The sequence below is a fragment of the Aeromicrobium sp. 9AM genome (genome assembly GCF_902506105.1).
Lineage (GTDB): Bacteria > Actinomycetota > Actinomycetes > Propionibacteriales > Nocardioidaceae > Aeromicrobium.
The window spans coordinates 1-8,358 of sequence record NZ_LR733307.1; the positions used below are offsets into that span (position 1 = coordinate 1).

Here is an 8,358-nt window from a genome sequence, read left to right on the forward strand (position 1 = left end):
CCGACGCACCGCCGAAGGCAAAACCAACCGAGAGATCAAACGCTGCCTAGCCCGCTACGTCGCCCGCGACCTCTACCGACTACTCGAAAACGGCCCCGCAGCGGCTTGACGAAGCATAGGAGCGTCGCATGGTCTGCGCGCAGATAGCGTGGGAGCATGGCTGCTTTCGAAACGAGTGTGCTGACGACGCATCCACTCGACTTTCTACTTTATGGAAGCCCTGTGATGTATCTGCGGCCGGAGTACCTGCGCGAGGATGCCGCCGCGCTTGCTGATGACGGGTACGAAGTGGTCCAAATCGACGGATCAGGCTGGACTAGCGAGGCCGACGTACATGCCTCCATCTCGCAGAGCCTGCAGTTTCCCGACTACTACGGTCGCAACTTCCACGCCCTCAACGACTGCTTGGGCGACGTTGCCACTCATGAATACGGGACCAACCCTTCGGCCAAGGGGACTGTGATAGTCATCGACGAGGCGGGGAGCTTCGCAGCGGCCAGCCCGGGAGTGTTTGCTGCGATCGTCGAGGCTTTCGCAGGCACCATCGTTTACGCGATGAAGTTCGGGCATCGCATGCTGGTGATGCTGAAGGTAGACGATCCCAATCTCAAGATCCCTCTCCAAGGAGAGAGAACTCGGTGGAATCACCGCGAGTGGCTCGACAGCAAGCGGATACTACCTGCCTAGGACCTGCGCCCATCGAAAGGCCGCGCGCCGGCACGCCGCGGAATGACGCTGGTGAGTTCGCTCGGCGCCCCGGCGTCTGCGCGAAGGGCTCCGTCACAATGCGCGCAGATGCCGCGTGGGACTCATCGGAGCTTTGCCACCCTGATTTGGGGGTCAACTACCAACGACTTCTCGGTTGTCACGCCGGCTCAAGCACACATCGTGACAGGATCGCTCACTAGTCCAACCCGAATAGCATCCCGGTAGTTGCGATTGCGCGGACCACGAAAGGGCGGCTCGACATGTGGGTGCTTGACCCGGGGAACAGCAGCGAGTTGCTGGACCGCCTGCGCCCGCACGCGTTGAGCCCCGACTTCGAAGTCGTCTGGTGCGGTGAGGGTTGGCGGGCTCTGGTCAGTGAGTGCCATCACGAACTCGCCGCCAGTTTCCCGGACTATCGGTTCTACGCAATCAAGCAGAAGTGGGGCGCGCTCGCGTACCAAGTACGGCCAAGGACCGTGGGAGCCTCCGCCGAGGAGCTCGCGATGGTGCACGCCATCACCGAGCGGTACGCGCAACGGTCAAGGAGGATATGCGAATGGTGTGGGCGACCGGGCTCGCTGCTATCAGACGGCCCGGAACGGATGACACTGTGCAGCCTCTGCTCTGAGGGCCTGAAGAGCACGAAGTACCCCCACCAACGGCCCGTGCCGTAAGGGGCCTTGCCGCGGGGCGATGCCTTTTCAGGTAGCCGATCGGGGCTGGGTGGATTTGGTGGGCTCTCTGGCCTATCGCTGGAACCGACCCACGACGAGCGATTCCACGATTGGACTCCAAGCTCATGACCTCACGCGGCGAAATGATGCGCCGCTTGAGACGAATGTGAGGCTGGTTCTTAGGTCTAGCGTCCTCGGGCAGCCGACGGGCACGCGGGTGCGGTGCAGGCCTCATCACGATCGAAATCTGGGTGCTCGAACTCGAAATGGAAGCAGACCCAATGCATTTGTTCGAAGAGCTCGAAATGGTCGGTTGCCGCTGTCTCTCCGCAGAATCGGCACACGTGGAGCGGCGCGACGAGTCGCCCCAGGGCCACGTCGAGGACTCTGTCAATGTTGCCGATGGTGCACTCCTGTCGCTCTTGCTGCTCATCGGAGATGGTCTCGACTGCCCAAGTGGAGCTGTCAGCACGTACCCGCACGGAGGCCGTGAAGGGGTATTCCTCGTCAGGTCGGGTGAAAAGCAGGTCATGCATTGAGGTTCGAGCGACCACGTGGTTTCGCCACCTACGTTGCGCAGTCACTAGAGTCGTCGCATTGCTCAGGGCTGCTGGGACCGTCGCACAATCCCGCAAGAATGCAAGGCTCTCGCGCCAGCTCGTCCATGTCGGCTCCGGCATGCGTTCATGGTCGCGGACATTCGCACCCACTGACAACCAGCCCGGGTTAGCCGCCTCGCACGCGGCGGAATGACTGTGAGGATCGCCAACGCAGCCTGATGGTGCTGGGCTGTGGTTGGTTACCGCGGGTGTTTCACGCTCCGACCGTATTACTCAGTGACTGAAGCTGCACACACTGTCGCGGCGGAAAGACGCAGTCCAAGGGGCCTTCACTGCCACCACTGCAGCTCGTGTCGATCCGAGCGGCGCCACGACAACTGGCAAAGCCACCAGAGCAAGCATCATGGCGACAACGTACTTGGCTCTGGGCGGCCAATCGGGAGATTCCGGCGGGTTGGGTCTTCACATGGGCGGAACTGGGGGGCATGTCGCCGCTTGGCGATGAGGTCGTCGCGCATGCGGCGGAATGACGGACGCGCCAGGGGCAAATCCGGAGAGATGTCTGGTTCGACACGATTGCTCCCGTTTTGCACCGAGGACCCGCATGAGAACTGCATCGACCGGCACAACACTTTCATTGGCCGATTGGCTAATGAAATGTATGATGAGACACATGACGAGAGCAGAGCAAGCCGAGCGGACCAGGCAGGCGGTGCTGGACACTGCTCGTGAGCTGTTTGCTGATCGCGGTTTCGCGGGTACGTCGCTGCAGGACATCGCCGACGCCATGAATGTGCGAAAGGCGAACGTCTACTACTACTTCAAGACCAAGGCTGCGATCCTCGATGCGCTTCTGGATGAGCGGGTGACCGCGTTGGAGTCGTTGCTGGACCATGCCGAGTCGCAGTCTTCGATCCAGGCGCGTCGCGAACTGGTTGTCACCGGATACGTCGACGAAGTGGTCAAGGCGTACCGCACGGTGGCGCCGGTCGACTTCGCTGACCCCGCGGTGCGCTCCCAACCGGAGGTCGCCGCGCGGTTGGATGCGCTGACGGAGCGATTTGCGGCTGCGCTGTTCGGTCAGCAGCCCACGGTGGACCAGCTCGCCGGCCTCGCCGTGCTGCAGGACCTCAAACCCGTGCTCCGCGCACTTGACCGACTACCCGACGAGGAATTGCGACAGGCGCTCCGGCGCCTTTGTGAGCGATTGCTGACGTGACGGCGCCATCCGGCTGGAGCAAACCATTCACACGAAGGAGTTACCCATGTCCCATGCAATGGTGATCACAGAGTTCGGCGGGCCCGCAGTGTTGCAGTGGCGGGAGGTGCAAGCACCTGAGCCGCGGCGGGGTGAGGTGGCCATCCGTGTGAAGGCGGCCGGCGTCGGCCCGACGGATCTGCACATCCGTGCTGGCCATCTGGTCGGGATCTTCCCTCAACATGCAGGCGACGTGCTCGGCTTCGAGGCTGCGGGCGTCATCGAGGCCGTTGGAGAAGGTGCCGACGCAACCATCGGCGACGAAGTATCAGCCCTGCTTCCTGCGCAGGGTGGTTATGGCGAGCTGGTGACGACATCGGTCTGGTGTCCCAAGCCCCCATCGGTGAACTGGGATGCCGCGGCGGCACTACCCGCATCCGCAGAGGCTGCCGTCGGGACGTTGCGTGAGATCCGTGCTGCTCAGGGCGAGACGCTGGTCGTGCTGGGCGCGGGTGGCTCGGTCGGTTTGATCATCGTGCAGTTGGCGCACGCGGACGGCATTCGTGTCATCGGAGTGGCAGGCCAACGGGACGAAGAGCTTGTCCGTGAAGTGGGCGGCGAGTTTGTGGCATACGGCGACAGGGTTTTCGACCGGATCGACGGACCCGTCGACGCTGTCATCGACGCGGCGGGACACGGCGGACTCACGGACGCGGTCGCAAGGGTTGGAGATCCCACCAGGGTCGTCACCCTGACCGGCGGCCCTGAGGTTGCGATCTCCGGGGCCTTCATGTCACATCCAGGCCCCGACCGCGCGCCTGATGCGCTTGCTCTGACGATGCCCATGCTCGCCGATGGAACGCTCCGCCTCAAGCATCGCCGGGTCCTTCCTCTCGCGCAGGCAGCCGAGGCGCACAGGTTGCTTGAATCCGGCGAGACGAACGACAAGATCGTGCTCATTCTCGAATGAGAGCGGCACCGTACGACTTTCCGTGTCCGCGGCACGGACGGACGTCCCGGGAAAGACTCCCGACGGTCGCAACAAGTCAGGTGATGTTCAGGCGCGGCGAGGAGACGACCTGACCATGCACGATTCCGTCATCGATGAGCGCAGACACCAATCGAAGAGGAGAAATGGCATGACTGACGACCAGGTACTCGTCACCGGAGGCACTGGCTTCTTGGGCGCTCACGTCATCGCTCAACTGCTCCAGTCCGGTTACCTAATCCGCACCACAGTGCGCGATCTGAGCCGTGAATCTGAACTCCGTGAGGCGCTGTCTCGTGCAGGCGTTCAGGGCGAGGTCCCGTTGGAGCTCGTCGCCGCGGACTTGTCCAAAACCGCGGGTTGGTCAGACGCCGTCCGGGGCGCCCGTTACGTCCTGCACGTGGCTTCTCCGTTTCCGCCTGCGATGCCGGACAGCGACGACGATGTGATCCGTCCTGCCCGTGAGGGTGCGCTGCGTGTACTGCGTGCCTCCCGCGACGCTGGTGTCGACCGGGTCGTCATGACGTCCTCGTTCGCCGCTGTCGGCTACGGACATGAGCCGACAGACGAAGCGTTCGACGAACATAGCTGGACCAATGTGAACACACCTCTCAGCGCCTACATTCGATCGAAGACCTTGGCTGAGCGGGCTGCCTGGGAATTCATGGGGTCCGAGGGCGGCGATCTTGGACTGGCGGTCATCAACCCTGTCGGTATCTTCGGCCCGCCCCTGACAGCAGACCTGTCCGCATCCATCGGACTCGCGCACCAGATGATGACCGCCATGTCCGCAGTTCCGCGACTCGCCACCACGGTGGTCGACGTCCGCGACGCGGCAGACCTGCACGTACGGGCCATGACCAACCCAGCCGCCGCTGGCGAACGCTTCTTGGCATCGACCGGTGAACCCTTGCCGTTCCAACAGGTCGCAGAGATTCTGCGCGCGGTCGTCGGACACGAATCCCCACAACTGCCTCTCCTACCCGACGAGGTCGTACGGGAAGCGGCCAAGACCGACCCCGGCATGGCGGGCATGGTCGGCGAATTGGGAAAGGTGCGTCGAGTGTCGAACGAGAAGGCCCGTACTGTCCTCGGCTGGGACCCACGCTCGAACATGGAGGCGCTGGAGGCAACTGCCCGCGCACTCCGCGATATTGGCCTGCTGGGCGAGTAATCCCGCTGGAGTCTCGAAAGCGACTGATTCGGAGAATAGTTTCGATCCAACTGGCGCTCGCGCTAGGGCAAAGGCGGCGGAAAGACGCACCTCTCAAGACGCCATTTGTGAGCTCAGGCGGGTCTGCGCGGTTACAGCCCGGACGAGTTGGATGGCAACCAGTCAGCAAACTCCTGGCGTATCAAGTCGCGCCGTTCCACCGACGAGGCAATGACGTCGGCCCCGCCGTCGTATGGGTGATAGAGCCAGGTGAGTTCGGGGGTTGTCAAAAGCACGTCTGATGTGCCGAAGTCGGCAACCAGCCGCAGCAGTGGGTTCAAAGATGCCGGGCTATTCTCCACCCTGCTCACGAAGAGGTTGGTGAACCATGCATCCTCATCGTCCGGATCAACGACGACTGATTGCCAGAGTTCGGCTCTTGGAGCTGCCCTCTGGAGTGCGCGAGATCGCGAACGTGCGTACTTCGTGGGCGACCATGACGCCGTGATCGCTATGAGATCAGTGTGGGGAGCGCTGAGCGTGGTCAGCACTTCGTGATGGCGCCGCAGCAACTCTTCGTATTCGCTCTCGTTCTCCGCATACCGCTTCGACTCAGGCAGGCTATGGAACCGGACCCAACGTTCATCGTCCCTAACCAAGTGCCCGATAGGCAGGACACCAGGAAACTTCGCTTCCCATTTGTTCGTCAGCCAAGCGAGCTCCGGCGCCATGTGTATGTGTGGCGGCAGACGGTCAAGCCATGGCCGAACGTGGCCGTTCCAAAACGACCAGAAGCGCATTCGCATATCCAGATCATTACAGGTTGCAGCTCATAGGCGCGTCGAGAGTATTCAGGCTTGGCCGCGCTGCGCAGGCGGTGGAATGACGCGGAACGATTGACGAACTCGCGAAGATACCCCCCGAGGCGCGACGGCGGCCTAAGGTCGGCGTACGACGCCTTTCGGCACCCTTCTCCACGTCGCACCACCAACGGGGCAAAAGCCATGCAGATCACGCACGTTAAGACCGTCAACATAGCTGGACTTTCCGACACAGACCTCAGCCTTCCGTCGTCACAATTGCTGGCATTCGCGGGAGCAAACGGAACCGGTAAGTCGAAACTGATGGCCTGCCTCCTGGTCCCTTGGACGAGATCACTCCCGCCGAGTCGTGACGGTGAGCACGACTCAGTGGTCGAGGTGACCTTCGAATTCACTTCGCAGGAGATCGATGTCATTGAGAGTTTCGACCGGCAAATGGGATGGGGTCAGGGGAGGCCGGAACCGCAGGTGACGATCATCGTGACGCAGCAACCGCTAGCGGGATTGCGAGTTGAGAGCAGACCGAACAGGCACGCCGTTCACGAGGCCCTCCTGCAGCCTGAACTTCTCAAGCGGCAACCGAGTCTGAACCTGATCTACCTGCCCGCGGAACGACGCCTGCTGCCTCCGCAGTCCAGCAACGTCGATTTGGAACAATTGACTGAGGACTTGGCACTTTCCAAGCTCGCTGAGGCTCGGAATTCGGTGCACAATTTCGGCCGTCTCGATGACCAGGAGTTCGAGAGTTATGCGAAAGCACTCTGCGTCGCTGGTGCTCTCCCAAGTGAAGCCGGCGCTGCGGTGGAGCTCAGCCGTTGGGAGTCGTTCAAAGCCTCCGTTGACGCCTTGCTCTTCCCAAAGGTTCTGCTTCCGCTGACGCGGGAGAACCCTTCACACTTGCGGATTCAGCTGCCCGGTGGGGAAACTCACCCTGTTCACGAGCTTTCGAGCGGCGAGCGGCAAGCGCTGATTATCGTGAGTCGCGTCTTCCGTGCGGGAGAAGGACATAGCTTGGTGGCGATCGACGAACCCGATGCCTACTTGCATCCGGCTCTGAGTTCCAAACTTCTCCAAGCCCTCCGGCCGGGCTTGGGGACCAAGGGATCGTTAATGATGGCGACCCATAGCCCGTCCATCTTGGACTCGTTGCCGCCCGACGCGATAGTCAGGCTCTCCTACACAGCGCCCCCGTCAGTCGTTGAGTCAGAGTCCGATCGACTTGCTTTGTACCGAGAGGCCGGATTCCGAGCGAGCACGCTCACTCAAGCTGATGCCCTGCTCGTTACCGAAGGCGACTTCGATGTCGCCACGCTTCCTCAACTCCTCCCCATTCTGGGAAGTGTTGGACTCAGATCAGCAGGGGGACGTGCCGAGGTTCTGAAGACTGTAGCCACCCTTTCTGCGTACGACCTTCCGATCGTAGGCGTAGTCGACGCCGACGTCCGAGCGGTCGCGCCTTCCCCGGAGTTGGCGCCCCTCGTGCACGTGTGGCCAGCTGCCGACATCGAGGGCGTACTTCTGGCGGACGACCAATTCCTCACAGCAGCGTTGGAGGGGCAACTCGTTGACGTCGAGGTGTTCCCGAGTATTGGGGACCTTAAGGCAGTGCTCCAGGGTCTTCTGACCTCGTTTAAAGACAATGCCATCGCAGAACTTGCTCAACGCATCTTGAGAGAGCAAACCTCAATCTCTTGGCCAAGTCCTCGTGGGGCGGACCCCATCGTGAGGCTGAACGACCTAGCGCGAGACACCACGGCGCTGTCAAGCGAAACGATCAATGATGCCGTTCAACAAGCAACTGAAGCGTGGAACAGTGCTCTTCCGATGCCTTGGACGATGGTGAGGGGCAAATGGATCTTGAACTCGTTCGTCCAGCGGACCTCAGCCTTCAAGAACGGCGACGGCTTTGTGAATGGAGTATTGGCTCGGCAACCCCGCATCGCTGCCATAGATGATCTCGGTGAGAAGGTGCGGGCCTTGATCTCACTGGGCGACGCCAACCAGCTGAACTAATGCCCCAGTGGCTTGGCTCGTGGTTTTGCACGCCACCTCGCTCACGGGCGAAGCCGAGCCGCCTCATCCGGCGCACAGGGGGCCAGCGACTTTGTGGTGCGCGCCGCTCCAGGTCACGTCATTCTGGGCTACTAGAGACTTTCGGCAGGGCCGGTGTCTGGCCAGACTCGGTCTAGGTGCTCGGCGGGTCGCTCTCTTTTGGGCTGCCCACCCGGTTTGCGGGTGTGGCTCACTATCGGTCTG

The 8,358-nt window shown here is 61.8% G+C and carries 6 protein-coding genes; 5 read left to right on the top strand and 1 reads right to left on the bottom strand.

Annotation, left to right across the window (positions count from 1 at the left end):
* Positions 1-156: 156 nt before the first annotated feature.
* From BOSE46_RS21295 to BOSE46_RS21310, 4 genes are all read left to right on the top strand, one after another.
* Entirely contained in the window at positions 157-687 is a 531-nt protein-coding gene (locus tag BOSE46_RS21295) for a barstar family protein (protein WP_159543088.1), read from the top strand.
* 1,928 nt (positions 688-2,615) lie between these two features.
* Positions 2,616-3,161: a TetR/AcrR family transcriptional regulator gene (locus BOSE46_RS21300; RefSeq protein WP_159543091.1), complete on the top strand. Its 546-nt coding sequence runs from the start codon at positions 2,616-2,618 to the stop codon at positions 3,159-3,161.
* Between the two features lie 46 nt (positions 3,162-3,207).
* Positions 3,208-4,110: an NADP-dependent oxidoreductase gene (locus tag BOSE46_RS21305; protein ID WP_159543094.1), complete on the top strand. Its 903-nt coding sequence runs from the start codon at positions 3,208-3,210 to the stop codon at positions 4,108-4,110.
* Between the two features lie 169 nt (positions 4,111-4,279).
* Positions 4,280-5,302: an aldehyde reductase gene (locus tag BOSE46_RS21310; protein ID WP_159543097.1), complete on the top strand. Its 1,023-nt coding sequence runs from the start codon at positions 4,280-4,282 to the stop codon at positions 5,300-5,302.
* A gap of 131 nt (positions 5,303-5,433) precedes the next feature.
* On the opposite strand, the gene BOSE46_RS21315 is transcribed toward BOSE46_RS21310, so the two are convergent.
* Positions 5,434-6,081, bottom strand: a complete 648-nt coding sequence (locus tag BOSE46_RS21315; protein WP_236551861.1) for a hypothetical protein — start codon at positions 6,079-6,081, stop codon at positions 5,434-5,436.
* Positions 6,082-6,285: 204 nt separating this feature from the next.
* Between BOSE46_RS21315 and BOSE46_RS21320 the strand changes: the two genes are divergently transcribed.
* A complete protein-coding gene (locus tag BOSE46_RS21320) occupies positions 6,286-8,115 on the top strand; it encodes an ATP-binding protein (protein ID WP_159543100.1) in 1,830 nt (609 codons plus the stop codon).
* Positions 8,116-8,358: the final 243 nt, after the last annotated feature.